Below are 26055 nucleotides of genomic sequence, written 5' to 3'. Positions count from 1 at the left end.
CTTTTCTGTGAAGGGAATGAAAAGAATGAACTTGGATTTTTCGGCGATTACGCCTTCGATACCGTATATATTAAAAGGGCTAGAAGTTACTTTGAAAATTGTAGCAGTATCAGCTTTAGCAGGATTTATTTTAGGAACGTTATTAGCACTTTGTAAGATTGCTAGAATACGAGCATTAAATATAGCGGCAGATCTTTATACATCAATTTTCCGTGGTACACCACTTGTATTGCAATTAATGATTATTTATTTTGGTGTCCCGCAAATAATTGGTTATGAGATACCGGCCTTTTTAGCGGCTGTACTAGCATTTAGTTTGAATTCAGGTGCATATATGTCAGAAGTCATCCGTGCCGGCATTCAAGCGGTTGATAAAGGACAAACTGAAGCAGCGATGGCTTTAGGAATTCCATATGGAAAAATGATGCGAAATATTATTTTTCCCCAAGCTTTAAAAAATATATTACCGGCACTTGTAAACGAGTTTGCGACGCTTACGAAAGAGTCGGCTGTAGTCACAGTAATAGGTGCGACGGATTTAATGCGCCGCGCTTACATTGTAGGCGGTGAAACGTTTAAATATCTTGAGCCGCTACTATTTGTTGGTTTGATCTACTATACGCTAGTCATTATTCTTACATTAGTCGGGAAGGCAATTGAAGGGAGAATGAAAAAAAGTGATTAAAATTGAAAACCTTCATAAATCATTCGGGAAAAACGAAGTATTAAAAGGCATTACAACAACGATTGAAAAAGGGGAAGTAGTTGCAATTATCGGACCGTCCGGATCAGGGAAATCAACATTTTTACGCTGTATGAATGTGTTAGAAGCACCGACAAATGGTCGCATTTGGATTGGAACGGAAGAAGTAACGAATCCGAAAACGAATATAATGCACGTTCGTGAAAATGTAGGAATGGTATTTCAGCATTTTCACCTATTCCCTCATATGACTGTATTAGAAAATATTACGTATGCTCCTATCAATGTAAAAGGAGTAACGAAACAAGAGGCTGAAAAGAAAGCCGAGAAACTTTTAGAAAAAGTAGGCTTGTTAAATAAAAAAGATACGTATCCGAATCGCCTTTCAGGGGGACAAAAGCAACGTGTAGCGATAGCGAGAGCTTTAGCGATGGAACCGGAAGTTATGCTGTTCGATGAACCAACATCAGCGCTAGACCCAGAGATGGTGAAAGAAGTGCTAGAAGTTATGAAATCATTAGTGACGACAGGAATGACGATGGCGATTGTTACGCATGAAATGGGATTTGCAAAAGAGGTGGCAGATCGCGTTCTTTTCTTAGACGGAGGAAACCTTGTAGAAGACAGTCCGCCAGCACAATTTTTTGCAGCACCAAAAAGTGAACGTGCGCAACAATTTTTACAAAAAATATTGTAATATGAAAAGGTTATGTGAATAATAAGTAGAAAAGGATGACATTGTGTCATCCTTTTTTTATACTAACTGTAAATACGTTTATACATATAGGAGTAATGATATGTTTAAAATTGGATACCGTACAGTAAAAACAGCAATAGGGACAGGAGCGGCAGTTTTTATTGCTCAGTTATTAGGGTTAGAATTTTATAGTTCAGCAGGTATTTTAGTTATATTATGTGTACAAAATACGAAGCGTAAATCACTTCAAGTATCGGTACATCGATTTTTAGCTTGTGTATTATCAATGGTATTCGCATTTTGCATTTTTGAAACAATTGGCTATACCCCACTTGCAATTAGCGTATTATTACTTACATTTATTCCGACTGCAGTTATGTTGAAAATTCAAGAAGGCATCGTCACGAGTTCAGTTATTGTTATGCATCTATATTCATTGAAACACATTACATGGCTTATAGTTGGAAATGAAATTGCTATATTAACGATAGGAATTAGTGTGGCGTTATTAGTGAACATGTATATGCCAAGTAGTGAAAATAAGCTAAGAGAGTATCGGAATAAAATAGAAAGTAATTTTAAAACGATATTGTTTGAAATGGTTGTGTATTTACGAAATCGAGAAAGTAGTTGGAGCGGGGCAGAACTCATTGAAACCGAGAATATGCTAAATGAAGCAAGAGATTTATCTTTTAAGAAGCTTGAGAATGCATTTATGCGCGAAGATGATTATTACTATCGTTACTTTAATATGCGCATGCAACAATTCGAAATTTTAGAGCGAATGATACCATTGGCAGCCTCTTTATCGTGGACATATGAACAAGCTGATATGATTGCCGATGTTGTTGAAAATATTGGGAATGCAATTAGCCCTGAAAGTACAGGTGTTATTTCCTTAAGGCAGCTTCAAGAAATGAGAGAATTGTTTAGAGAAATGCCGTTACCAGTCACACGTGAAGAATTTGAAATACGTGCAAAACTTGTTCAACTTGTATATGAAATGGAGCAATATTTACTCATTAAAAGTCGCTTTAAGGGAAAGGATAATATAAAAGAACTTATATAGAAGGTAGGAATTATTTATGCCGTATCTTCTCTCTTTCATATTATGTCTTTCTTTATCGCCGATTTGGCCTCTTGGTGATAATCCACGTGCCGGAGATCCTTTCATTATTGTAAATAAAGCGACGAATAAACTAGCTTACATTGACGATGGGAAAATTCAAAAGATTTTTCCCGTAGCGACAGGAAAAACGAATGAATTAACCCCAGAAGGAACTTTTGATATTGTAATGAAAGCGAAGGACCCGTACTATATTGCAAAAGATATTCCAGGTGGTTCACCAAAAAATCCACTTGGATCAAGGTGGATTGGGTTTAATGCAAGAGGAACTGATGGGAGTAAATATGGAATACATGGAACAAACCAACCAAGTTCAATTGGAAAGTATATTTCACAAGGATGTATAAGAATGAAGAAAAACGATGTGGAATATTTGTTTGATCGCATTCCAATTGGAACAAAAGTGTGGATTGTGAAGTCGAAAAAAACATTTCAGCAATTGGCAAAAGAAAAAGGTGCCATTGCATATGAAAAAGCCAACGCAAAGGTTGGCTTTTTCTTTTATCATAAGTTGTCTTGACATGTGTACATAACCATGCGTTAATGAAAATATAGAAAGATAAAGTGAAACTTTAATCAGTGCGAGGTTATTCCCCGTTAATGCGGGATAAAAATAGGTAAAGGGGTTGCTCATATGTACTTGAATCCAAAAATTTCGTATATGCAGTTTTTTATTGGCTTTCTATTTGTGATTACATTCATATTGGCAACTTTTAATATATGCTCTTACGTTGTAGCGATTGTATTGATGGCATTACTTAATCTTACTTTTGTTATTGGGGCGTTTCAACACAAACAGTACACGAGTTTTGTGATAGCGTTAGTAATGGCATTTTCCTTTAGTATTGTAGCGGTTGTGCTTTATATAAAATAAACCATCTCGATGTCGAGATGGTTTATTTTATTATGTGTAAAACGTAAAAAAAGGACGAACACATCGCCCTTTTTACCAAAACATACTTGCGCCAGCAAGTAATGTTGTTACAAGCATAGAAATTAGCATGATATAAACCATAACTTTTTGAGATTTTTTATGCATCGTTAAACCTCCTTGCAAATCAGTACACCTTCATTGTAACGAGAAATGAAACTGTGGACAAGGGGAGAGAAAGGACAAATTTCGGGAAGGGGTTGCAAAATATAACAGGAAATTTAAGTATGCATAGAGAATATATTAAAAGATAGATTGTGAGTTTTTGTTTTGCAAGCTGAGGAATGGAGATACGATGATGAAAATATATGAGACAGGCCGCTTACATTTAAGGGAAATCGATGAGTCGTATGCTGAAAAAATTCTTCAATATTACGACAGAAATCGTGAATTTTTAAAAGCTTGGGAAGAGTATAGACCGGAGGATTTTTTTACGTTAGATTATCAAAAGAAAAAGCTACAAAAGGATAGAAAAGAGTTTACAGAAGGTAAGATCATTAGGCTATGGATTTTTAAAAAAGGTGATGACACGAAAATAATTGGCTGTATTTCATTTAATTTAATCGTTCGTGGTATTTATCAATCTTGTGTACTCAGTTATAAATTAGATAAGGAAGAGTTAAATAAAGGTTATACGACAGAAGCGCTTAGAAAAGCAATTGCAGTTGCTTTTGAGGAATTTCATTTACATCGTATAGAAGCACCAATTATGCCGCGTAATTTAGCATCTATACAAGTAGTGACGAAAATAGGCTTCCAGTATGAGGGTGTATCTAGGAAGATGTTAATGGTAAATGGAGTGTGGGAAGATCATATGCGCTGGGTATTGTTAAATGAGTAATCGAAAGCAGATGGTTATCTAGACATATAAACCGTCTGTTTTTTGTCTTGTATTTCGAAACTTTTGCGGAATTCTGTTATAATTAGTAGTGTTACATACATAATGGTAGTGCAGGAGGCGCAGTCTTATGATTAATCAAGAACGTTTAGTAAATGAATTTATGGAATTAGTACAAGTAGATTCTGAAACGAAATTTGAAGCAGAAATCTGCAAAGTATTAACAAAGAAATTTACAGATTTAGGTGTAGAAGTATTTGAAGATGACACAATGTCTGTAACTGGTCATGGTGCAGGTAACTTAATTTGTACTTTACCAGCAACAAAAGATGGCGTGGATACAATTTACTTTACTTCTCATATGGATACAGTAGTTCCTGGTAATGGAATTAAGCCTTCTATTAAAGATGGATATATCGTATCAGATGGTACTACAATTTTAGGTGCGGATGATAAAGCAGGATTAGCGTCAATGTTTGAAGCAATTCGTGTGTTAAAAGAGAAAAATATTCCTCATGGTAAAATTGAATTTATTATTACAGTTGGAGAAGAATCTGGACTTGTTGGTGCAAAAGCATTAGACCGTGAGCGCATTACAGCGAAATATGGTTACGCATTAGATAGCGATGGAAAAGTTGGTGAAATCGTTGTTGCAGCTCCAACACAAGCGAAAGTGAACGCAATTATTCGCGGGAAAACAGCTCATGCTGGTGTAGCACCAGAAAAAGGTGTATCTGCAATTACGATCGCAGCGAAAGCAATTGCGAAGATGCCACTTGGTCGTATTGATTCTGAAACGACTGCAAATATTGGACGTTTTGAAGGTGGTACACAAACAAATATCGTTTGTGATCATGTACAAATCTTTGCAGAGGCTCGTTCTTTAATCAACGAGAAAATGGAAGAACAAGTTGCGAAAATGAAAGAAGCATTTGAAACAACTGCAAAAGATATGGGTGGTCAAGCAGACGTTGAAATAAACGTTATGTACCCAGGATTTAAATTTGCTGATGGCGACCACGTTGTAGAAGTTGCAAAACGTGCAGCTGAAAAAATTGGTCGCACACCTTCTCTTCACCAAAGTGGTGGCGGAAGTGATGCAAACGTAATTGCAGGACACGGTATTCCAACAGTTAACTTAGCGGTTGGTTATGAAGAAATTCATACAACAAACGAGAAGATTCCTGTTGAAGAATTAGTGAAAACAGCAGAATTAGTTGTTGCAATTATTGAAGAAGTAGCGAAGTAATAAAATAAAAAAGACGTGTGAACCAATTATGGTTTACACGTCTTTTTTATTTTGATTCAACTGCTTTCACTAGGCGGATAAACCAATATAAGAAAATCCATGGCAGTATATAAGTTGTTACGATACTTAGTAAACGAGGGAGGAGTCCAGCTGTATTAATATTAAAAATGGGGAGTAGTAAGTAATTAATTAAGAGGATTAATATAATAATGAGAAAGGTAGAGTTAAGTTTACTATTAGATTTCATAATAAGTCACTCATTTTACAATAATATCCATATTTCGTATTAAGTATAGCAAAAATAAGGATAAAAAGAATAAGTAATTATTATATTGTACATGAATTTGGTATAATGAAGGAACAAATGTTCTTTTGAGGGGGGAGTACTATGCGAGAAATGTATCCGAAAAATGGCCGTGTTATTTTACATGTGGATATGAATTGTTTTTTCGCATCTGTTGAAATTGCTCATGATTCATCATTACAAGGAAAGCCATTAGCGGTTGCTGGAAATGAAAAAGAGAGAAAAGGAATTATTATAACGTGTAGTTATGAGGCGAGAGAATATGGAATACGTACGACGATGCCTCTTTGGGAAGCGAAAAGGTTATGCCCACAATTAGTTGTAAGGCATCCAAATTTTACATTATATCGTGAAGCTTCATTTCAAATGTTTCAAATCCTTTCCCGTTTTACAGAAAAGATACAACCAGTCTCTATAGATGAAGGATATTTAGATATTACAGATTGCTATGCACTCGGTTCGCCTCTTGAAATAGCAAAGATGATTCAACAAGCGTTGTTAACAGAGTTACAGCTTCCGTGTAGTATTGGAATTGCTCCAAATCTTTTTCTAGCAAAGACCGCTTCAGATATGAAAAAGCCACTTGGTATTACTGTACTTCGAAAACGTGATATTCCAGAATTGATTTGGCCACTTCCAGTTGGAGCCATGCATGGAATTGGTGAGAAAACAGCTGAAAAATTAAATGATATTCATATACAGACAATTGAACAATTGGCAAAGGGAGACGAGCATATCATTCGCGCTAAAATTGGAAAGCACGGTGTTGATTTACAAAGGCGTGCAAAAGGTATGGATGATAGAGAAGTTGATCCGAGTCAAATGGGACAGCATAAAAGTGTCGGTAATTCGACGACCTTTTCAAAGGATATGGATGAAGAGAAAGAGTTACTTGATATGTTAGAACGTTTATCAAAATCAGTGAGTAAAAGATTACAAAAGCGAACTCTTGTCAGCTATAATATTCAAATTATGATTAAATACCATGATAGGCGAACGGTAACACGGAGTAAGCAATTGAAAAATGCAATTTGGGAAGAACGCGATATTTTTCAAGCAGCATCCCGTTTATGGAAGCAACATTGGGACGGTGATTCCGTTCGTTTATTAGGTGTTACAGCTACTGAAATAGAGTGGAAGACAGAATCGGTGAAACAATTAGATTTGTTTTCATTTGAAGAGGATGCGAAAAAAGAACCGCTACTTGCTGTCATTGATCAAATTAATGATAAGTATGGAACACCGCTTTTACAACGAGGTAGTCAACTACTACGTAAGCAAGAGAAGTCGTTTCAACAAAAGTTAGAAAATAAGTTTATGTAGAAGGTGTCATGAAGTAGTAAATAGCATGACACCTTTCATATTTAACTTGCTTCTAAATCTAAAGAAGTCCTCCACCCAGCAGCAGTAACGCCAGATTCTAATAACATTCTACTTACTATTTTTTCAATTAAGATAGCCGCATTTGTCTTGCAATGTAATGTAGCCTGTATACAGACTTTTTGCTTAGAATCTACATCTTCACTATATAACTCTTTTAAACCGAGACCTTCTGTACTTACCATGTGCATGAGTAAAAAACGAATATGTGCTTCATTTTCTTCGGAACAAGTAAGAGAAAGGAAGTAGTTTGTTTGTTCAGGTGATTCTTCTTTTGATTTTTTATTCATAAAGAGAGCGATCGGGCGAAGTAGTATATTTGCTAGTAAAACGCCGGTTGCACCTAATATAGCTGCAAGGAGAAAACCAGCGCCTGTAAGAGTACCGACAGCAGCACACCATAAAGTAGCCGCAGTATTTTTTAATCCTCTAATACTAAAACCGTCACGGATAATCACACCGCCTCCTAAAAAGCCAATCCCACTAACAACTTGAGCAGCAATACGTGAGGGGCTAGCATCATGATCAAGCATGACGGATAATAAAACAAATATACAGGCACCAAGTGATACGAGAGCATTTGTCCGTAAACCGGCCATCCGGTGTCTCCATTGCCTTTCCATTCCGATGCAAGCACCTATAATAATTGCGATAAATAATCTTAATACAATGTCATACCATACCATCATGGTCACCTCCATACATATAAGTACGTGTGATGTTTTTAAGAATGAGTGGGGAGTACCACTCATTCTCGTTTTTATCCCGCTATTTGCGGGCAGTAAGACCCCCACTGATTAAAGTTTCACTTTATAACCAGCTATGAAACTTTTTAATATAAACTTTTTTCAGGAATTGTGTTAAGAAAGCATAGCCTAATAGTATTCCTACTAGCCAAGGGAAATAGCTAAGTGGTAATGCTTGTAAACCAACAGCCGCACCAAGTGGTGAGAATGGAATATAAATTCCGATTGCCATAATACAAGCGGTTAATAACAGTACCGGTGCTGATGCAGTACTTTGAATGAATGGAATCTTCTGTGTTCTTATCATGTGAACGATTAAAGTTTGTGTGAGCAGTCCAACGACAAACCAACCAGATTGGAATAATGATTGTTCGCTAGGTGTATTTGCACCGAAGACATTCCACATGACTACGTATGTGATAATATCAAATATGGAACTAATTGGGCCGATACAAATAATGAAGTTCCGTAAGTTTGCAGTATCCCATTTTCTCGGTTTTTCTAAAAATTCTTTATCCATTTTGTCCCATGGAATAGACAGCTGTGAAATATCGTAAAGCAAGTTTTGAATTAAAAGGTGAATGGCAAGCATCGGTAAAAAGGGAATGAAAGCACTGGCCACTAACACACTAAATACATTTCCAAAGTTAGAGCTAGCCGTCATTTTAATATATTTTAAAATATTTCCGAACGTAGTGCGTCCTTCTAAAATGCCCGCTTCTAATATAGTTAAACTTTTTTCAAGTAGAATAATATCGGAAGACTCTTTTGCGATATCAGTTGCAGTATCAACAGATATTCCAACGTCAGCATCACGTAATGCTACGGCATCGTTAATACCATCCCCCATATAACCTACTGTATGACCGTTCCCTTGTAAGGCACGAATAATGCGAGATTTTTGCATTGGATTTATTTTTGCGAACACTGTTGTTTCTTCGGCTAGTTTTGCTAATGCTTTATCTGGTAAAGAATCGATCTCGTAGCCAAGGATAGGCTCACCAATATCCAATCCAACTTCTTTACAAACTTTTTTTGTAACAATTTCATTATCACCAGTTAAAATTTTTACTTGTACACCATGTTTCTGTAATGCTTGAATAGCAACAGATGCAGATGGTTTCGGTGGATCTAAAAAGCCAATATATCCAGCGAGAATCATATTAGTTTCATCTTTTACCGCGTACTCTTTATCATTTATTTTTCTATTTTTTTTATAAGCTACAGCAATTACACGCATACCTTCGCCATTCAATGTCTCACTTAGTTGTTTGACATTTGAGCGCATTTCCTCGGTAAGTTGAACAATCTTTCCGTTTGATTCAGTGTAGTTACAAATGGATAAAATTTCTTCCACGGCACCTTTACAAACCATTGTATGTTCACCTGAGATGTCTTTGACGATGACGGACATGCGACGGCGGGCAAAATCAAATGGAATTTCATCTAGTTTTTGAAACGTTGAAGGGTCGAACATTTGTTTTTCTTCTGTATGCTCAATAACAGCTTTATCTATTAAATTTTTCAATCCAGTTTGATAGAAGCTATTTAAATATGCAAACTGTAATACACGATTGCATGGATTACCAGTAGGATCTAAATGTCTAACAAGAACAACTTTATCCTCTGTCAATGTCCCAGTTTTATCTGTACAAAGAATGTTCATCGCGCCTAAGTTTTGAATAGAATTTAGCTGTTTTACAATAACTTTTTGCTTAGACATGTTCACAGCACCTTTAGCTAAATTAGCAGTTACAATCATTGGTAACATTTCAGGTGTAAGACCAACTGCAATAGCGATAGCGAAGAAGAAAGCTTCTTGCCAATCACCTTTTGTGAATCCATTAATGAGAAGGACAATGGGCGCCATAATAAGCATGAATGTAATTAAGAGCCAGCTTACTTTGTTTACACCTTTATCAAAGCTTGTTTCTGCGCGCTTCCCGATTACTTTATTCGCTAAAGAGCCGAAATACGTATCGGTACTTGTTGAAACGACAACAGCTTTTGCGCTACCACTTACAATATTCGTACCCATAAAGCAAAGGTTTTCCATATCGAGTGGATTGAAATTTTTTTTCATATTTTTTGGTAAGATATGCTTGTTTTCTGTATGGTAGCAGTTTTCGTATTTTTCTACAGGAAGTGCTTCCCCGGTTAATGAAGACTGATTAACAAATAAATCTTTAGCCGATAAAATACGCACATCAGCTGGAACGATGTCACCGGCTGAAAGTGAAATAATATCGCCAGGTACAAGTTCTTCAATTGGAATTTCTATTGTATAATTTCGATTTAAATTCGTTACGTTTTTTGTTTCGTGTACAAATCCATCTATTCTAAAGACGCTCGCGGTTGTTCGAACCATCGCCTTTAATTTATCCGCGGCTTTTTGAGAGCGGAATTCTTGTAAAAAGCGAATCGTTGAACTTAGAAGTACCATTACAGATACGACAATTGTTCCTTGCATGTCATCTGTGAAAAAAGAGAGCGCTCCAAGAGCTAATAAAACAAAAATAAATGGATTTTTAAATGCCAGCAGAAATTGAATGTACCACGGCAATGTTTTATTATGAGCAATTTCGTTCGGACCATATAAAGAAAGTCTACGGGACGCTTCTTGTTTAGAGAGTCCATTTTCTGTAGTTTCTAGAAGTTTTAATGCAGAGTTTATATCTTGTGTTGCAACTTCCACTAATACTTTGTTATTTGTTTGCATGCTATCTTGATCGTAAGCATGCTTTGTTTCTTGTCTTTGAAAATTAAACATCGGTAGTTCCTCCTTTGTCATGAAGGAGGAAACAAACTGTTACTCGACTATTTAAAATTAGGAGGAACAGCTTCTTTCCTACCTACATGATGAAATATTAACGTAAAACATATGGGTATCTGGGCCGAATCATCACTTGCCACTGTTCCTCACCTCCGTCCAATTTAATAGTTTCTGAATATGCTATGTTTGTTTCATAGTCAGGTGCATAAAGACATAAAAAAGACCTTTACTCACAACGAGTAAAGGTCTGAATTCACAGTTGAAAAACGTCCACACGAAAGCCTGTTAGTAAACATAGCTAAAAACAGTTTTTGTGTATGACAAAATACATGCACCTCTCCCTCGTTGAGTTTTAGCACTGTATAGCATAGGTACTGAAACCAGCTACGTTAAAAAAGGCCTTCATTCCGACCTTTCCTGTTGACCCATTGGCGTCTCTCGACATTTTTGGGCAGCAGCGTTTCTCTATACAGGAGCCTCACCTAACAGAGACCATATTCAATTACATGTTGAATGTTAGCACTGTAAAATCGTAGTGTCAATATCTTTTTAATCTGTTTTTTTGAAAAATCAAATAGATTTATGAAGGGTATATAGTATGAAATAAGTTGTATTTTTTGAGAATAAGTTGGAAAAATAAAAAATAATGAATATAAATAAAAAGCACTCATTACAGTGCTTTTTATAATAGATTATGAGATTGTAGGATTTTCAAAAATAACAATTTCTGAGTTATTTGTTGTTGAAACGCGTTGTGCGTAATATGTTAAAGCTGAAGAAATATATGTTGGTAATGTCTCATTTGTATGTGATGTTGTATATTCATGGATTAATTCTTTTAAAGTCGTCCATTCTAATTGTGCTGGGTGATCAGACACGAAAGAACTTACCCAGCGATCAAATGAAGATGAAAAATCAGTTTGTAAACGAAATACTTCTTTCATAATAAAACGCTCCCTTAAAATGTAGTACAATCATTTTACCACAAAACACGAACGATAGCTAAATTTTTTGAGTATAACGTTCGTGTTATATAGTTGTCTAGATGATTGGTTATGTAAATTCAATTTGCCATTTGAAATAACATTCCGTAAGATGAAAGATAGATTATATAAAGAGCTGGAGGAAAGAAAGTGGAATTTGTATTTTTAGGAACTGGTGCAGGTGTTCCTTCAAAAGGAAGGAATGTTTCAGCAATTGCTTTGCAGTTGTTAGAAGAACGAGGACAGACTTGGTTATTTGACTGTGGCGAGGCGACGCAACATCAAATACTACATACGTCTGTACGTCCACGCCGCATTGAAAAAATATTTATTACGCATTTACATGGCGATCATATTTTTGGATTGCCGGGTTTATTGGGTAGCCGTTCGTTTCAAGGTGGAACAACAAAATTAACAGTGTACGGACCAAAAGGAATTAAACAATTTATTGAAGTGGCATTATCAGTAAGTACGACACATGTGAAATATCCACTTGAAATCGTTGAGATAACAGAAGAAGGTACTGTGTTTGAAGATAATGAGTTTTATGTAGAAACGAAAAAATTGTCACATGGCATTGAATGTTTTGGATATCGTATTGTAGAGAAAGATATACAAGGTGTTCTTTTAGTCGATAAATTGCTCGAAATGGGAGTGAAACCAGGGCCAATCTTTAAGCGTTTAAAAGATGGAGAAGTAGTTGAATTAGAGAATGGTACGATACTAAATGGAAAAGATTTTATCGGTCCGCCTCAAAAGGGAAGAATTATTACCATTTTAGGTGATACACGATATTGCGAAGCGAGTAGAGAGCTAGCACAAAATGCTGATGTACTTGTTCATGAAGCAACTTTTGCGGCAGACGATGAACAACAAGCGCATGATTATTTTCATTCCACATCTAAGCAAGCTGCGAGCATTGCACTTCATGCAAATGCGAAACGATTAATATTAACTCACATTAGTTCTCGTTATCAAGGAGATACATATAAGGAATTATTGAAAGAGGCACGAGAGTTATTTCCTAATACAGAAATAGCGACAGATTTAAAATCATTTCCAGTAGAAAAATAATGATTTTTGGAAAAATGGTAACATTAGGTTACCATTTTTTTATGTCTAAAAAATTTTAAAAATAAAACTGTTATTATTTTATACTTAAACTTGGATGATACAGAAACTTAGAATGGTTTGAATATATAGGATAAAAATACGTAATAATGATTATTTAGAAAAACTGTTATATAAGTCAGATGACATACAAGTAATACAAATAGCAGAAAGGGACTTTTATTCAGAACTTTTAAAATTCAACAAAAGTAAGCGTTTTATAAAAAACAAGCTATAATGAGGGCAGATTACAATTTATTATAAGTCACATGCATATTAGTCATTGTCGTAACAAGTGAAGTTGACTAAAACATGAGAGAGTAATATGGAGATTATAATAGGAAAGATATCATTATTTGTACTAAGTCTTTTTTACTTTTTAGCTAAACGGTATGATTAGCTAGTGTAGCTGTTGCAAGTGGTTTAGTAGAAGCTTTTTTAATAATAAGTTGGTGGGGATTTAATTGGTATACCACTCTTTAAAAGAGTTCAGAACATCAGCAGGTAGTCTAGGTTGAGTAGCGGGTGCAAATTTAGTTGTATTAACAATGGTTATATCACCTGTTTATGCTATGCTTGCAATGGCTTCTGTGTTAAACTTTGGATTGCTACCAGGATTTATTGCTGGTTATCTTATATCGTTTTAAATGAAAGTAATGCTATATTTCTTATGTATTATGGTATCTGGTATTATTTCAGGATATTGGTTCATTTTATTCAAAAACTATCCAATTCGTACAGCGGAACAAATTCGTGGTAGAACTGGAACAGCAACAAATGTGGCAGCTTAATAAAATAGTAGAATAAATTTTTTTCATAGAGGTTTAGGGGGAGTTATGATGAAGTACCGCTCAGTGTTTGATATTATTGGTCCGGTTATGATTGGTCCATCAAGTTCACATACAGCAGGCGCGGCAAGAATGGGGCAAGTTGCTCGTCAGCTGTTTCGTCATGAGCCAGAGAGAGTTAGCATTTCATTATATGGTTCATTTGCAAAAACATACCGTGGTCACGGTACGGATGTAGCGCTAATCGGTGGAATACTTGGATTTGAAACAGATGATTTACGTATTCCAAGTGCGTTAGATATTGCAAAAGAACGCGGGATTGAAGTGGAATTCATTGAAGAAGATGCAAATGCTCCGCATCCAAATACAGCGAAAATTCGTCTGTATAAAGGTGAAGAGGAAATTGAAGTTGTTGCTTGCTCAATTGGTGGCGGTAAAATTGAAGTTGTAGAATTAAACGGATTCGATCTTCAATTAACAGGCACGAGTCCAGCACTACTTATTGTAAATAACGATCGCTTTGGTGCTATCGCAGCTGTAGCTTCCATTCTTGCGAAACACGAGATTAACATTAGTACAATGAGCGTTTCTCGTAAAGAAAAAGGAAGAAGAGCGCTTATGGTCATTGAAACAGATGAATTGTTAGCAGATGAAGTGATTGAAGAAATAAAAGGGCAACAAAATATTTGTCAAGTAACTATTATGGATTAATTGCAGGGGGGACACACCATGTTTCGGAACGCAGCGGAACTAGTGGCGCAAGCTAAAGAACAAAATGTAAAAATCGCAGAAATTATGATTCAATGTGAAATGGAAACAAGACATATTTCACGTGAAGAAGTAATTGCTGGTATGGAAAAGAACTTAGTCGTGATGGAACAAGCAGTAGAACGTGGTATTCGCGGCGTGAAATCACCAACTGGTTTAACTGGCGGTGATGCTGTAAAAGTTCAAGCGTATATGAAGAGCGGAAAAGGCTTATCTGGAGATACGATTTTGGACGCAGTGAGTAAAGCTGTTGCAACAAATGAAGTAAACGCGGCGATGGGGATTATTTGTGCAACACCAACAGCAGGTTCTGCTGGAACAGTGCCAGGTGTACTGTTTGCACTGAAAGAAAAATTACAACCTACACGTGAAGAAATGATTGAATTTTTATTTACAGCAGGAGCTTTCGGTATGGTAGTTGCGAATAATGCTTGTATTTCTGGTGCGGCAGGAGGATGCCAAGCAGAAGTTGGTTCAGCAAGTGGAATGGCAGCGGCAGCAGCAGTTGAGATGGCTGGTGGAACACCAGATCAAGCAGCTACAGCGATGGCAATTTCATTAAAGAATATGCTTGGTTTAGTGTGCGATCCTGTTGCAGGACTTGTAGAAGTACCTTGTGTAAAGCGTAATGCAGCGGGTGCTTCAAATGCGATGATTTCAGCGGATTTATCATTAGCTGGTGTAACGAGTACAATTCCATGTGATGAAGTGATTGAGGCAATGTTTAGAATCGGACAAACGATGCCAGTAGCACTTCGTGAAACAGCTGAAGGCGGGCTTGCAGCAACACCGACAGGTCGTCGTCTACAAGAAGAGATTTTTGGAAAGAGTAATAACTAAAAGTATATGATGATAAAAAATGGAGCTCAAGTAAGATTGAGCTCCATTTTTATTTTTCTTTTGTGAGTTGTTCTAATGTTTTTCCAAGATCATGTGATCGTTTCGTTGCCTGTGTAATACAAGAAACGAGTGCTTGTTGAAATTTATTTTCCTGTAATACTTCAATGCCTGCTTCGGTAGTTCCGCCAGGAGATGTAATTTCCTTTCGCAAAACAGAAGGGTGTTTTTCGCTTGCTTTTAGCATTTCAGCAGCACCAATCATCGTCTGAAGAATAAGCGATTTTGCAACATCTTCTTTTAAACCAATTTTTTTTGCGGCGTCTTCCATCGCCTCTACTACGTAATAAATATAAGCTGGTCCACTTCCAGACAATGCAGTGACAGCATGCATATCTTCTTCCTCTACAACAGAGACGAGACCGACCGTTTCAAATAAAGATTTTGCAGTTTGAATATGTTCCGCTGTTGTATGTTTTGAAGGCGAAATAGCGGTAGCTGATTTTAAAATAGCGGCAGATGTATTTGGCATTGCACGAATGATCGGAACGTTTTTTTGAAGTAGGTTTCTAATCGAGTGAGTAGAAACACCTGCTAATAGCGAAATAATAAGCAAATCCTTATTTATATATTCTTTAAGAGGGGTAAGCGCTTCTGCAACATCCTTTGGTTTCATTGCTAGAAAAAGAATATTTGTATTAGCAAGTAGTTCTTTTTTGTTATGCGTACCTTTGACACCATATTTTGTATGTAGCTCTTGTAACCTTGTCTCGTTAGAACGATTACTTACGGTAATTTGTTCTCCTTTAACTACATTTGCGTGTAACAATCCACCAATAATCGCTTCGGCAATAGAGCCTGCACCGAGAAAGGATATGTTTTGAATAGACATGATGTTCCTCCTTTAAACTTGGTTAGAAATACTTATAAATGTACATACATTCGGTTTTTTATAGAAAACACCTCTTTTTATCTGAAAATAATGACAAATTTATGTAGAAGTTGTAAACTGAAGAAGTATTCATTTTTGAACCGGAAAGAGTCAGGGGGGCTAAGCATGACGGCGATTCACCGAATGGAGATTCCTGTGCCATTTGCAGTTGAGACTGTGAATGTGTTTTTAGTTGAGGGGGAGACATTAACATTAATTGATACAGGGACGAATACAGAAGAGGCAAAAAATGCGTTAGAAAGTCAATTAGGTGCATTAGGTTATACGATAGAAGATATTGAAACGGTAGTGATTACGCATCATCATGCGGATCATTGTGGACTTTTAAATATATTTTCTGAGAAAACGAATATTATTGGACACCCTTGGAATGAGCCGTGGATCACGCAAAATCCAGAGTTTTTAAAGCGGTATCATGAGTTTTTTAGAGAGACAGCCTTGCAGTTCGGTGTTCCAGCAGCATTTTTGAATGACGAGGCATTATTGACGACAAGGACACTTAAATATTCTTGTAATAGATCGTTAACACATACTGTGAGAGAGGGGGATCGTATTGATTCTTTACCTGGGTTTACAGTAATTGAAACCCCAGGCCATGCTTCTACTCATATTTCTTTATATAGAGAATCCGATGGGATATTAATTGGTGGGGATGCTCTCATTAGTCATATTTCTTCAAATCCAATATTAGAACCACCATATGAAGGGCAAACGGAAAGAGCACGTCCATTGCTACAATACAATCAAACGTTAAAACGTTTAAGTGAAATGAATATTTCACGTATTTTATCAGGGCATGGGGAAGATGTTCTAAATGTGAAACAACTTATTGAAACGAGGTTACAAAAGCAAGAAACACGTGCATTTAAAGTACTTGAGTTATTAAAGGAAAAACCGATGACAGCATTTGAAGTATGTGTGAAGCTATTTCCAGTATTATATAAAGAACAATTGCCGCTTACTATCTCCGAAACTGTTGGACAATTAGACTTTTTAGCATATAATCAACAAGTGATGATTGATGAATCTTCGCAACAATTGATTTATTATGCAAAGTAGGTGACAGCAATGACAGGACGCTTACAAGAAAAAGTAATCGTCATTACAGGCGCTTCTAGTGGAATTGGAGAGCAAGTTGCAATGCAAGTTGCAGAGCAGGGAGCGATTCCAGTATTAATGGCTCGAACAGAGGAGAAACTACAAGCGTTAGCAGACAAAATAAAAAAACTTATAATACGCCTTGCTATTATTATGTATTAGACGTAAGTGAAGAGACGAAAGTACAGTCTGTTTTTTCAAAGGTATTACAAGAAGTGGGACGTATTGATATATTGGTAAACAATGCGGGTTTTGGTATTTTTAAAACGTTTGAAGAGGCATCAATGGATGAAGTAAAGGATATGTTCCAAGTAAATGTATTTGGACTAGTAGCTTGTACGAAAGCGGTATTACCTTATATGGTAAAAAGAAATGAAGGACATATAATTAATATAGCTTCACTTGCTGGGAAAATTGCAACTCCGAAATCGAGTGCGTATGCAGCAACGAAACATGCCGTATTAGGGTTTACGAATAGTTTGCGCATGGAATTATCGAATACAGATATTTATGTAACAGCAATTAACCCAGGACCGATAGATACGAACTTTTTTGAAATAGCTGATCAATCTGGTACATATGTAAAAAATATGGGACGTTACATGTTAAAACCAACATATGTAGCAGAACAAATCGTAAAGGCGATGCAAACGAAAAAACGTGAAGTGAATTTGCCGAAGTGGATGGGAATGGGGCCTAAGCTCTATGCGTTATTCCCTGGTTTATTTGAACGTGTAGCAGGAAAATCATTAAGTAAAAAATAGGAGATTTCCATATGGAAATCTCCTATTTTTTTTATTTTCCAGTCACATAATCGTAAACGGTATCCTCAATTGCCTCGTATACGTCAATTTGATTATTCGAATGAATAATCATTTGAATATGTTTTACTAACATTTCCTGATCCTCTTTTGATACAGGATTGCATTGATATTGCTGAAAACTTTTTATAATCATTTTCTCAATTAACTTTTCGTTCATATTTTTCTCCGCCTGTATGTACGTATGTATTGTTTTATTGTACTTGAAGTGAAATGAAAAAACTACCATGCACTATTATTGTATAAAAATTCGGTTGAGTATATTGTTTTTCTAGTAAAATTAAGTTTTTTTATTTTTAAAAATTTATAAATATTTAATTGACTCTATAAATATACAATATTATAATCATACTTAATCTAAAGAATCAATATGAGGAGGAACTTATGAAAGTCGCAATTATTGGAGCAACTGGATATGGAGGTATTGAATTAATTCGGTTATTAGAGCAGCATCCGTATTTTTCGATATCATCTCTCCATTCTTTTTCGCAAGTTGGTGAGTGTATAGCGAATGTATATCCACATTTTCGAAATATCCTTGTCCATACGTTACAAGAAATTGATGTGGAGGAAATAGAGAAGGAAGCAGAAATTGTATTTTTAGCAACCCCAGCAGGTGTATCGGCAGAATTAACTCCAAAATTATTACAGGTAGGTTTAAAAGTAATTGACCTATCTGGAGACTTTCGTATGATAGATCCCTCATCATATGAACTGTGGTATAAAAGGCCAGCTGCACAAGAAGAAATTCTTAGGAAAGCAGTATATGGGCTAAGTGAATGGAAAAGGTCTGAGGTTCAAAATGCAGATTTAATTGCAAACCCAGGATGTTTTGCTACAGCTGTATTATTAGCGATAGCGCCGTTAATGCGTAGCGGCATAATTGAAGAAGATTCCATTATTATTGATGCGAAATCAGGAGTATCTGGAGCGGGCAAAACGCCAACAACAATGGCTCACTTTCCTGAGTTATATGATAACTTACACATTTATAAAGTTAATCAGCATCAGCATATTCCTGAGATTGAGCAAATGCTTGCAGAGTGGAATAGTGAAATGAAGCCAATCACGTTTAGTACACATTTAATACCGATATCACGGGGGATTATGATTACACTTTATGCGAAAGTGAAAAAGGAAATGAAAATAGAGCAGCTTCAAAAATTGTATGAAGAAACGTATGAATACTCAGCTTTCGTTCGAGTTCGCTCTCATGGAGAATTTCCAAGTCCGAAAGAAGTAAGGGGCTCAAATTATTGTGATATTGGGGTAGCTTACGATGAAAGAACAGAAAGAGTTACGGTCGTTTCTGTTATAGACAATATGATGAAAGGTGCGGCTGGGCAAGCGATTCAAAACGCAAATGTATTAGCGGGATTGGAAGAGACAACAGGTTTACAGCATATGCCGCTTTATCCATAAGGGGGACATGATGATTAAAGTAGCGTCTATTACAAAATTAGAAAGTGGTTCAATTGTAACGCCGAAAGGCTTTTCGGCAATCGGTACTAGCAATGGTTTGAAAAAGGAGAAAAAGGATTTAGGTGCAATCGTTTGTGACGTACCAGCATCGTGCGCCGCTGTTTATACAACAAATCAAATACAAGCAGCACCCCTGCAAGTAACGAAAGATAGTATAGCAACTGAAGGGAAATTACAAGCAATTATCGTTAATAGCGGAAATGCAAATGCTTGTACAGGAATGAAAGGGCTACAAGATGCTTACGAGATACGAACATTAGGGGCAGAACACTTTGGTGTAAAAGAAAATTACGTTGCGGTCGGTTCAACTGGTGTAATTGGAGTACCTTTACCGATGGATAGCATCCGCAAGGGAGTTACATCTCTTATACCGACAAAAGAGGTAAGTGAAGCTCATTCTTTTTGTGAAGCAATTTTAACGACGGATCTTATAACGAAAGAAACTTGTTATGAGATGATTATTGATGGAAAAGAAGTGACTATCGCTGGTGTTGCTAAAGGTTCAGGAATGATTCATCCGAATATGGCAACGATGCTTAGTTTTATTACAACAGATGCCAATATAGAGCATGAAGTATTGCAAACAGCATTATCACAAATTACGAATCATACATTTAACCAAATTACGGTAGATGGAGATACTTCTACAAATGATATGGTCATCGTTATGGCAAGTGGATTGTCGGAAACGAAACCAATCAATATGGAACACACAGACTGGGAAACTTTCGTATTTACTTTACAGAAGGTATGTGAAGATTTAGCAAAAAAAATTGCACAAGATGGTGAAGGTGCTACGAAGTTAATAGAAGTAAATGTGCTAGGGGCTAAAGCGAGTGAAGAGGCAAAGAAAATTGCAAAGCAAATAGTTGGTTCAAGTCTTGTGAAAACCGCAATACACGGTGAAGACCCAAATTGGGGGCGAATTATTAGCAGTATTGGACAAAGTGAAGTAACGATTAATCCAAATACAATTGATATTACTCTTCAATCTATCGTTGTGCTAAAAAATAGTGAACCTCAAATATTTTCTGAAGAGGAAATGAAAAAGAAATTAAAAGAACATGAAATTATTATTGATGTGTATTTACATGTAGGAAAAGAGACCGGATCAGCTTGGGGATGCGACTTAAGTTATGATTATGTAAAAATAAACGCTTGTTATCGTACATAAGGAGAGAGAAGATGAGTGATTATATCGTAATTAAATGCGGCGGTAGCATGTTGGATCAATTAAATGATGTGTTTTTTGATTGTATAAAGAAATTGCAACAGAAGTATAAGGTAGTGATTGTCCATGGTGGTGGCCCAGAAATTGATGCCAAATTAAAAGAGTGTCATATCAAAGTGGAAAAAAGAGATGGATTACGAGTAACACCAAAAGAAGTGATGGATGTTGTTCAAATGGTGCTATGTGGTAGTACAAATAAAAAGTTTGTAATGAATTTACAAAAGCATAATTTACTGGCCGTAGGGCTTTCAGGGTGTGACGGTAATTTACTTCAAGTTCAACCTGTCAGCGAAGAAATAGGATATGTAGGAGAGGTAAGTTATGTAGAAACAACCTTATTAAAAAAATTAATAGATATGAATTATATTCCTGTTATTGCCCCAATCGGAATAAATGGTAATGAGGTGTATAACATAAATGCGGATACTGCTGCAGCTGGGATTGCGGATGCGCTATCCGCAAAAGAACTTATTTTCATTACAGATGTAGATGGGATATTACATGAAGGGAAATTGGTAAAGAAAACAGATGAGTCTGAAATTGCAACTTTTATAGAAAAAGGTGTTATTACAGGCGGGATGATTCCGAAAGTACAGGCGGCACTTACATCATTAAAAATGGGAGTACAAAAGGTAAGTATTGTGAATGGTACAAAGGATTTTACTGAGGTCACAGGCGAGTGTATCGGAACGACGGTAACGAAAGGCGTGAGTATTGTATGACGAGTCATCTTTTTCAAACGTATGGAAGAAGAAACGTTGAGTTTGTAAAGGGGAATGGAACGAAAGTTATTGATAAACATGGTAAGCAATATGTAGATTTCACTTCCGGTATTGGAGTATGTAATTTAGGACATTGTCATCCTACTGTTGTAAAGGCGGTTGAAAAGCAACTTGGAGACATATGGCATATATCGAATTTATTTACAAACTCCTTACAAGAAGAGGTTGCATTGTTAGTAACAGAAAATACAGCATTAGATTATGTGTTTTTTTGTAATAGCGGGGCAGAGGCGAATGAAGCAGCTTTAAAGCTAGCTCGTAAGCATACTGGAAAATCTCTAGTCGTAACATGTGAGCAGTCTTTTCACGGTAGAACATTTGGAACGATGAGTGCAACAGGTCAAGATAAGGTGAAAGAAGGGTTTGGTCCACTACTTCCGTCTTTTTTACATATCCCTTTTAACGATATACAAGCATTAGAGGAAGTAATGAATGAAGAAGTTGCGGCAGTAATGATAGAAGTTGTTCAAGGAGAGGGCGGAGTCATACTAGCTGATTCGTTTTTTTTGAAAGAAATCGAAATATTATGTAATAAGTACGGTTCTCTATTTATTATAGACGAAGTACAAACGGGTATAGGAAGAACCGGAACACTATTCGCTTACGAACAAATGGGAATAAAACCTGATATCGTTACTATCGCTAAGGCTCTTGGAAATGGTATTCCCGTTGGAGCAGTAATTGGTAGGAAAGAACTGGGCTCTTCTTTTAATGCGGGATCACACGGTTCAACTTTTGGAGGGAATTATATTGCGATGACTGCTGCGAAAGAAGTGTTACAGGTAAGCAAGGAACCATCCTTTTTAAAAGACGTACAGGAAAAGGGCGAATACGTATTAAAGAGATTGCAAGAAGAGTTATGTCATGTCGAATGTATTCAAAATATTCGTGGCAAGGGGCTTATGATTGGAATCGAATATAAGCATGAAGTTTCAAATTTTATAGAACAACTTGAAAAAGACGGGCTACTCGTATTACAAGCAGGGCCGAATGTCATAAGACTATTACCGCCACTCATTGTAACGAATGAAGAGTTAGAACAGGCAGTATATATGATAAAAAAAGTAGTTTGTACAAAAAACGTATCAATCATATAAGGGGGAAATTTCATGTCAACTGTACAAGTACCGAAATTAAATACGAAAGATCTTTTAACACTAGAAGAATTAACGAAAGAAGAAATTATTTCTTTAATTGAGTTCGCTATATATTTAAAAAAGAATAAGCAAGAGCCTTTATTACAAGGTAAAATATTAGGGCTTATCTTTGATAAACATTCAACTCGTACTCGTGTATCTTTTGAAGCAGGAATGGTACAGCTCGGAGGACATGGAATGTTTTTAAGTGGGAAGGAGATGCAAATCGGAAGAGGAGAGACCGTTTCTGATACTGCGAAAGTACTGTCTCATTATATTGATGGGATTATGATACGTACATTCTCACACGCGGATGTAGAAGAGTTGGCAAAAGAATCGAGCATTCCTGTTATTAATGGATTAACGGATGATCATCATCCTTGTCAAGCATTAGCAGATTTAATGACGATATATGAAGAAGTGAATACATTTAAAGGAATTAAATTGGCTTATGTAGGTGATGGGAATAATGTGTGTCATTCGTTACTGTTAGCGAGTGCAAAAGTCGGAATGAATATGACTGTGGCAACACCCGTAGGGTATGAACCGAATGAGGAAATTGTTAAAAAAGCGTTAGCGATTGCTAAAGAAACAGGCGCTGAAATTGAAATTTTGCATAATCCTGAATTAGCGGTACAGGAAGCAGATTTTATTTATACTGATGTTTGGATGAGTATGGGGCAAGATGGAGAAGAAGAGAAATATACTTTATTTCAACCTTATCAAATCAATAAAGAACTTGTTATGCATGCAAAGCAAACATATCGTTTCTTACACTGTTTACCTGCTCATCGTGAAGAAGAAGTAACAGGAGAAATTATTGATGGACCACAGTCTATCGTTTTTGAGCAAGCTGGTAATCGATTACATGCTCAAAAAGCATTATTAGTAAGTTTATTTAATAATGTAGAAGAACCTTCCTAAAAGGAAGGTTTTTTATATTAAAATGTCGGATGTATATTTGGTTAATCATTTTTATATCATTTATAATAGAAAGAGAAAACTAAATTTGTTATTCAGTGCGTGTAAGGACATACTACATATAAAATATAGTTAAAGAGATGATGAGAGTGAAAACAACTAAGCAAACATATTCGTTTTTTCAGCGGATGTGGAGAATATTAAAGTTTCAATATTATAAGTTGCTTCGATCGCCAGAAGGAGCAAAGAAAGTGTCGTTAGGTTTTGCTATTGGTTTTGGTTTAGAAATGTTAGTAATTTATACAGCATCGCTCGTATATGTAATATTTTATCCAATCGTTCGATTAGCAAAAGGATCATTTCCTGCTGCAGTTATTGGCAATATTATTGGGAAAATATCGTTTCTCCCAGTGTTTTTATTTCCGCTTGCGTATGCGCTAGGGAAAATGATTTATCCATTTCATGTACAACAAATACATCATGAACCATTTACGATATCGGACTTGTTTTCAAGTCACATTTTTACGATGTTAAAGAGCTTATTACAGAGTGAAGTATATGTATTAATTGGAATGACGATTTTAGGAGTTGTGTTCGGTGTAGTTTCATATTTCGTAGTGCATTATTTATATGAAAAGAATCGTAAGTTACGTTTGAAGAACAGAAAGAAAAAAGTGAGAGAACCACTTGTACAAATATAAAGAATGGCACATTCATTTTCTCCTTTGAATATGTTTAAGAAAAAGGGGGAGAGAATGGATGTATTATTACTATGTACCTCAAGTATACCCATATACAAATTATTATCCGGTAAATGATATGAGACAGCAAGTTGGAGTGTATCAACAGCAACAATTTCAGCAATTGCCACAAATACCACCACAACAACCTACGCAAGACCAAAAACCATATTTAACGACATGGCCATATTCAAATGTATACTACGGTAATTATTATGAATCATAAAGCTGCTTCTATTTAGAAGCAGCTTTATGCGTTTGTTTTCAAAATTAAATTTTGAATGGTTTGAAGAGATTGAATGAGCTTTTCGCGCTCTTCCTCAGATAATGTTTGGAAATTTTCTTTTAGTTTGTCTAAAATGAATTGCTGATACTGATTTACTAATAATTTCCCTTCAGCTGTTAGAGAAATTAAAATGACCCGTCGATCTTTTTCGCTATAATGACGCTCTATTAGTTCCTCTTGAATAAGTTTGTTTAATAGAGGTGTCATGTTAGGCCTTGAAATCGCTAGCCGCTTGCCGATTTCGGAAACTGCTAATGTGCCATTTTCATGCAAAAGTAGTAATACTTGTGTATGTGATGGCGGCATATGTCTTTGAGAAGAAAATTCTCCAGGAAGCATAAATTTGCGATAAAAAAGAGGCACTAGCGAAAGAAGATGATCAACAATACGTTCCCACTCGCGTGATTCCATATAAAGGCCCCCTTCCACTTTCATTGTAACAAAAAAGACATGGTATAAAAATAGAATTGTTTCACAGCAGCTTTAATATTTGTAGGATAACACTTGCTTTGTAAATGTATTAGCAATAATCGCATAGCCGTTATCATTTGGGTGCACTTGGTCAAATAGTAAATCTTTTTTATCATTCGATATTAATTTACGAATTGGTAAAACGATAGACGGTTGATTTGCTTTTGAAATGGAATAAACGGATTCATTCCATCCGTCTAAAAACATGTCTGCATAACTTGCGATGGAGTCATCGAGTTGTAACGGGTTATAGAGTTCTGAGAGAATGAGTAAAGCGTTCGGATTTTGATCTCGAACTGTCTTTACAATAGTTTTTATATCCGCTTCAAAATGAGCTTTTTCTTTATTTAACATTTTAATACCATCTATAACACCGACATCACGATTTAAGCGAAATAAATTATTTCCTCCAATATTAATCGTAATTATATTTGCAGCTCTAATTTTTTGCTTTACATCTTCTGATTGAACTTTTTTAGCGAGACGATCTGTAGTAAGGCCGTTTATCCCAAGATTTTCTACTGTAATTGGTTTATGAATTTGTGCTTCTATTTGTCTGGAAGCTAATTCAGCAAATCCACCTTGTGTCGATCCATATCCTTTAGCGAGTGAATCACCTAATACGAGGTGATAAAAGGAGTCGTTTGTTTGCTTATCAATCCAACTTGGAGCAGAGGTTTTCTCTGTTTTGTCTTCAGGTTCGTTTTGTTTTGTCTCATCGTTCTTTTCAAAATTAGAATAAGAAATGATTAGAAGGAGGAGACAAACAACTATTAAGATGACTTTTTTCATAAATTCATCCTCCTTGTAATTGGTAATTGTATCATATTCAGCAATATTAGCAATGTAAGGGCATATTATATGTTTATGAAAAGTTTACAATAACTTTACAGAAAATTTGT

The 26055-nt window shown here is 35.9% G+C and carries 29 protein-coding genes, 1 pseudogene and 1 riboswitch; of the genes and pseudogenes, 21 read left to right on the top strand and 9 right to left on the bottom strand.

Going from position 1 to position 26055, the window contains the following annotated elements; translation table 11 throughout:
• Positions 1-25: 25 nt before the first annotated feature.
• From BTOYO_RS07035 to BTOYO_RS07015, 5 genes are all read left to right on the top strand, one after another.
• Entirely contained in the window at positions 26-685 is a 660-nt protein-coding gene (locus tag BTOYO_RS07035; RefSeq protein WP_001046918.1) for an amino acid ABC transporter permease, read from the top strand.
• Entirely contained in the window at positions 678-1400 is a 723-nt protein-coding gene (locus BTOYO_RS07030; RefSeq protein ID WP_000590222.1) for an amino acid ABC transporter ATP-binding protein, read from the top strand. Before BTOYO_RS07035 ends, BTOYO_RS07030 begins: the two co-directional genes overlap by 8 nt.
• 100 nt (positions 1401-1500) lie before the next feature.
• The gene (locus BTOYO_RS07025) at positions 1501-2469 is read left to right on the top strand and encodes an aromatic acid exporter family protein (protein ID WP_000472694.1); all 969 of its coding nucleotides are present in this window, start codon (positions 1501-1503) and stop codon (positions 2467-2469) included.
• A gap of 16 nt (positions 2470-2485) precedes the next feature.
• Entirely contained in the window at positions 2486-3046 is a 561-nt protein-coding gene (locus tag BTOYO_RS07020) for a L,D-transpeptidase (protein ID WP_001146537.1), read from the top strand.
• Positions 3047-3160: 114 nt separating this feature from the next.
• Complete coding sequence (locus BTOYO_RS07015; protein ID WP_000281158.1) at positions 3161-3400, top strand: DUF3894 domain-containing protein; 240 nt, start codon at positions 3161-3163, stop codon at positions 3398-3400.
• Positions 3401-3472: 72 nt separating this feature from the next.
• On the opposite strand, the gene prli42 is transcribed toward BTOYO_RS07015, so the two are convergent.
• Positions 3473-3565 (bottom strand): stressosome-associated protein Prli42, encoded by a 93-nt coding sequence (prli42, locus tag BTOYO_RS27570; protein ID WP_048559537.1) that lies wholly within the window; start codon positions 3563-3565, stop codon positions 3473-3475.
• Between the two features lie 187 nt (positions 3566-3752).
• On the opposite strand from prli42, the gene BTOYO_RS07010 reads away from it, so the two are divergent.
• On the top strand, positions 3753-4298 hold the full coding sequence (locus tag BTOYO_RS07010; RefSeq protein ID WP_002044843.1) for a GNAT family N-acetyltransferase: 546 nt from the start codon (positions 3753-3755) through the stop codon (positions 4296-4298).
• Positions 4299-4425: 127 nt separating this feature from the next.
• Complete coding sequence (locus BTOYO_RS07005; protein ID WP_000609821.1) at positions 4426-5544, top strand: tripeptidase T; 1119 nt, start codon at positions 4426-4428, stop codon at positions 5542-5544.
• A gap of 46 nt (positions 5545-5590) precedes the next feature.
• Here BTOYO_RS07005 and BTOYO_RS26020 read toward each other — a convergent pair whose 3' ends face one another.
• Entirely contained in the window at positions 5591-5791 is a 201-nt protein-coding gene (locus tag BTOYO_RS26020) for a hypothetical protein (RefSeq protein WP_002093303.1), read from the bottom strand.
• 141 nt (positions 5792-5932) lie between these two features.
• Between BTOYO_RS26020 and BTOYO_RS07000 the strand changes: the two genes are divergently transcribed.
• A complete protein-coding gene (locus tag BTOYO_RS07000) occupies positions 5933-7171 on the top strand; it encodes a DNA polymerase IV (RefSeq protein WP_001208869.1) in 1239 nt (412 codons plus the stop codon).
• Positions 7172-7212: 41 nt separating this feature from the next.
• Here BTOYO_RS07000 and BTOYO_RS06995 read toward each other — a convergent pair whose 3' ends face one another.
• From BTOYO_RS06995 to BTOYO_RS06985, 3 genes are all read right to left on the bottom strand, one after another.
• The gene (locus tag BTOYO_RS06995) at positions 7213-7914 is read right to left on the bottom strand and encodes an MgtC/SapB family protein (protein ID WP_000262351.1); all 702 of its coding nucleotides are present in this window, start codon (positions 7912-7914) and stop codon (positions 7213-7215) included.
• 124 nt (positions 7915-8038) lie between these two features.
• Positions 8039-10744: a magnesium-translocating P-type ATPase gene (gene mgtA, locus BTOYO_RS06990; RefSeq protein ID WP_000481705.1), complete on the bottom strand. Its 2706-nt coding sequence runs from the start codon at positions 10742-10744 to the stop codon at positions 8039-8041.
• A 332-nt stretch (positions 10745-11076) separates the two neighbouring features.
• Positions 11077-11244: riboswitch (M-box (ykoK) riboswitch) on the bottom strand.
• A gap of 195 nt (positions 11245-11439) precedes the next feature.
• Positions 11440-11691 carry a DUF3932 family protein gene (locus BTOYO_RS06985; RefSeq protein ID WP_000665711.1) on the bottom strand — a complete coding sequence of 84 codons (252 nt, stop codon included), beginning with the start codon at positions 11689-11691 and terminating at the stop codon, positions 11440-11442.
• A 189-nt stretch (positions 11692-11880) separates the two neighbouring features.
• Here BTOYO_RS06985 and rnz point away from each other — a divergent pair, with 189 nt between their 5' ends.
• The 4 genes from rnz to sdaAA all read left to right on the top strand — a co-directional run bounded on the left by rnz (position 11881) and on the right by sdaAA (position 15236).
• Positions 11881-12804, top strand: coding sequence for a ribonuclease Z (rnz, locus tag BTOYO_RS06980; RefSeq protein WP_000397436.1), 924 nt, complete (start codon positions 11881-11883; stop codon positions 12802-12804).
• Positions 12805-13487: 683 nt separating this feature from the next.
• Positions 13488-13631, top strand: coding sequence for a hypothetical protein (locus BTOYO_RS27665; protein ID WP_000867046.1), 144 nt, complete (start codon positions 13488-13490; stop codon positions 13629-13631).
• A 48-nt stretch (positions 13632-13679) separates the two neighbouring features.
• Entirely contained in the window at positions 13680-14339 is a 660-nt protein-coding gene (gene sdaAB, locus BTOYO_RS06970; protein WP_000877455.1) for an L-serine ammonia-lyase, iron-sulfur-dependent subunit beta, read from the top strand.
• 18 nt (positions 14340-14357) lie between these two features.
• Positions 14358-15236 carry an L-serine ammonia-lyase, iron-sulfur-dependent, subunit alpha gene (gene sdaAA / locus BTOYO_RS06965; RefSeq protein ID WP_000489451.1) on the top strand — a complete coding sequence of 293 codons (879 nt, stop codon included), beginning with the start codon at positions 14358-14360 and terminating at the stop codon, positions 15234-15236.
• Positions 15237-15285: 49 nt separating this feature from the next.
• Here sdaAA and proI read toward each other — a convergent pair whose 3' ends face one another.
• Positions 15286-16125 (bottom strand): pyrroline-5-carboxylate reductase ProI, encoded by an 840-nt coding sequence (proI, locus tag BTOYO_RS06960; RefSeq protein WP_000027277.1) that lies wholly within the window; start codon positions 16123-16125, stop codon positions 15286-15288.
• A 165-nt stretch (positions 16126-16290) separates the two neighbouring features.
• Between proI and BTOYO_RS06955 the strand changes: the two genes are divergently transcribed.
• Both BTOYO_RS06955 and BTOYO_RS06950 read left to right on the top strand, forming a co-directional pair.
• Positions 16291-17244, top strand: a complete 954-nt coding sequence (locus BTOYO_RS06955) for an MBL fold metallo-hydrolase (RefSeq protein WP_000125110.1) — start codon at positions 16291-16293, stop codon at positions 17242-17244.
• Between the two features lie 9 nt (positions 17245-17253).
• Positions 17254-18047: pseudogene (locus tag BTOYO_RS06950) on the top strand (SDR family oxidoreductase).
• Positions 18048-18078: 31 nt separating this feature from the next.
• Here BTOYO_RS06950 and BTOYO_RS06945 read toward each other — a convergent pair.
• Positions 18079-18264, bottom strand: a complete 186-nt coding sequence (locus BTOYO_RS06945) for a YqzH family protein (protein WP_001003214.1) — start codon at positions 18262-18264, stop codon at positions 18079-18081.
• A gap of 224 nt (positions 18265-18488) precedes the next feature.
• On the opposite strand from BTOYO_RS06945, the gene argC reads away from it, so the two are divergent.
• The 7 genes from argC (at position 18489) to BTOYO_RS06910 (ending at position 24622) form a co-directional block, all read left to right on the top strand.
• Positions 18489-19526 (top strand): N-acetyl-gamma-glutamyl-phosphate reductase, encoded by a 1038-nt coding sequence (gene argC, locus BTOYO_RS06940; RefSeq protein ID WP_000861262.1) that lies wholly within the window; start codon positions 18489-18491, stop codon positions 19524-19526.
• 10 nt (positions 19527-19536) lie between these two features.
• The gene (gene argJ / locus BTOYO_RS06935) at positions 19537-20760 is read left to right on the top strand and encodes a bifunctional glutamate N-acetyltransferase/amino-acid acetyltransferase ArgJ (protein WP_000598404.1); all 1224 of its coding nucleotides are present in this window, start codon (positions 19537-19539) and stop codon (positions 20758-20760) included.
• Between the two features lie 11 nt (positions 20761-20771).
• Entirely contained in the window at positions 20772-21539 is a 768-nt protein-coding gene (gene argB / locus BTOYO_RS06930; RefSeq protein WP_001286769.1) for an acetylglutamate kinase, read from the top strand.
• Positions 21536-22696 carry an acetylornithine transaminase gene (locus tag BTOYO_RS06925; protein ID WP_000200526.1) on the top strand — a complete coding sequence of 387 codons (1161 nt, stop codon included), beginning with the start codon at positions 21536-21538 and terminating at the stop codon, positions 22694-22696. Before argB ends, BTOYO_RS06925 begins: the two co-directional genes overlap by 4 nt.
• 12 nt (positions 22697-22708) lie before the next feature.
• Entirely contained in the window at positions 22709-23659 is a 951-nt protein-coding gene (gene argF, locus BTOYO_RS06920; protein WP_000108847.1) for an ornithine carbamoyltransferase, read from the top strand.
• 137 nt (positions 23660-23796) lie between these two features.
• Positions 23797-24357, top strand: coding sequence for a DUF2062 domain-containing protein (locus BTOYO_RS06915; protein ID WP_002044856.1), 561 nt, complete (start codon positions 23797-23799; stop codon positions 24355-24357).
• Between the two features lie 58 nt (positions 24358-24415).
• Positions 24416-24622 carry a hypothetical protein gene (locus BTOYO_RS06910; protein ID WP_000291941.1) on the top strand — a complete coding sequence of 69 codons (207 nt, stop codon included), beginning with the start codon at positions 24416-24418 and terminating at the stop codon, positions 24620-24622.
• Between the two features lie 24 nt (positions 24623-24646).
• On the opposite strand, the gene BTOYO_RS06905 is transcribed toward BTOYO_RS06910, so the two are convergent.
• Entirely contained in the window at positions 24647-25093 is a 447-nt protein-coding gene (locus BTOYO_RS06905) for a MarR family winged helix-turn-helix transcriptional regulator (RefSeq protein WP_000445820.1), read from the bottom strand.
• A gap of 72 nt (positions 25094-25165) precedes the next feature.
• A complete protein-coding gene (locus BTOYO_RS06900) occupies positions 25166-25945 on the bottom strand; it encodes a GDSL-type esterase/lipase family protein (RefSeq protein WP_000755809.1) in 780 nt (259 codons plus the stop codon).
• Positions 25946-26055 lie beyond the last annotated feature (110 nt).

Origin of the sequence: Bacillus toyonensis BCT-7112, assembly GCF_000496285.1 — a bacterium.
GTDB classification, from domain to species: Bacteria; Bacillota; Bacilli; order Bacillales; family Bacillaceae_G; genus Bacillus_A; species Bacillus_A toyonensis.
This window is presented reverse-complemented; position numbering and strand designations above follow the sequence as displayed.